At 53.9% G+C, this 620-nt stretch carries 1 pseudogene; it reads right to left on the bottom strand.

Features of this window, described 5'->3' with window-relative positions:
* Positions 1–515: 515 nt before the first annotated feature.
* A pseudogene (locus ABNX41_RS21930) lies at positions 516–620 on the bottom strand (IS5/IS1182 family transposase); the annotation flags it as partial.

The following is a 620-nucleotide window of genomic DNA, read 5'->3' as shown; positions in this document are numbered from 1 at the left end:
AGATTGAACCACGTCAGTCTTCCTGCACGACTCCAAAAAGAAAAATGTGAAGTCTAACCAATGCGTTAAACGCCGCGCAAGCTGAAAGCTCGAAAGTGCTTGACCTCACCACGCCGATTAGAGAAGGCGAACGCGCTTTCAAACAGCGCCGTAAAGAGCCGAAGGGCCGCAGGATTCAGCCACTGCGCTTTAGCAGTGTGCTGATTTAGTCCCGCATTGGGAATGATTTTCTTGCCGACAAGGCAATCGTCCTTTGACCCGCCTGAAGATCACGCGGCCGGACGAACCTTTTCCACATCCCGCGTCGAGACCGACTAGGGGTTGTTAACGTTCATCGTGTTCTGATGACGGTTGCGGCGATGGCTATGAATGCGCGGAAGCTGGTGTCTGTCCTGCAGCACCGCATCGCAATGCCTCTGTACTCCTTCAGTTTTCCGAAGAAATTCTCGATCAGATGCCGCCATTTGTAAGTGTCGCGGTCGAATTCGGAAGGAAACCTGCGATTGGACTTTGGAGGGTCTCTCCTGCCCAAATTTTCTGATGGCAGGACGTCCGCCTTCGACGAGCCCTGCCGTCTGCCGCAACGCCATGCCGAACAAAACCTTCATCGTCAGGCAGGT

Source organism: Pseudogemmobacter sonorensis (genome assembly GCF_042762395.1).
Classification (GTDB): domain Bacteria; phylum Pseudomonadota; class Alphaproteobacteria; order Rhodobacterales; family Rhodobacteraceae; genus Pseudogemmobacter; species Pseudogemmobacter sonorensis.
This window is presented reverse-complemented; position numbering and strand designations above follow the sequence as displayed.